Annotated in this window: 1 protein-coding gene; it reads right to left on the bottom strand. The window is 62.9% G+C overall.

Annotated elements, in window-relative coordinates:
• Nucleotides 1-488: formate--tetrahydrofolate ligase (locus MWU54_RS18870; RefSeq protein WP_247086761.1), on the bottom strand; the 488-nt coding region annotated here is incomplete at both ends.

Genomic DNA, 488 nt, shown 5'->3' with positions numbered 1-488 from the left:
CCATGTTCGGCCACGTAGGACTTGATCGCCTCCACTTCGGCATCGGTGTCGGTGACAAAGTGGTTGATCGCCACAACCACCGGCACGCCGAAGGATTTGAGGTTCTCGATGTGACGCCCCAGGTTCGGGCAGCCCTTCTTGACCGCGTCCACGTTCTCGGCCCCGAGATCGGCCTTGGCGACACCGCCGTTCATCTTCATCGCCCGCACCGTGGCCACACAGACCACGACCGAGGGCGCGATGCCGGCCTTGCGGCACTTGATGTTCATGAACTTCTCGGCACCAAGGTCCGCCCCGAAGCCCGCCTCGGTCACCACGTAATCCGCCAGCTTGAGCGCCGTTGTCGTCGCAATCACCGAGTTACAGCCGTGCGCGATATTCGCAAACGGGCCGCCATGCACGAAGGCCGGGTTGTTTTCCAGCGTCTGCACCAGGTTCGGCTGCATCGCGTCCTTGAGCAGAACCGTCATCGCGCCCTGCGCCTTGAT

The sequence above is a fragment of the Marivita sp. S6314 genome (assembly GCF_023015985.1).
Lineage (GTDB): Bacteria > Pseudomonadota > Alphaproteobacteria > Rhodobacterales > Rhodobacteraceae > Marivita.
This window is presented reverse-complemented; position numbering and strand designations above follow the sequence as displayed.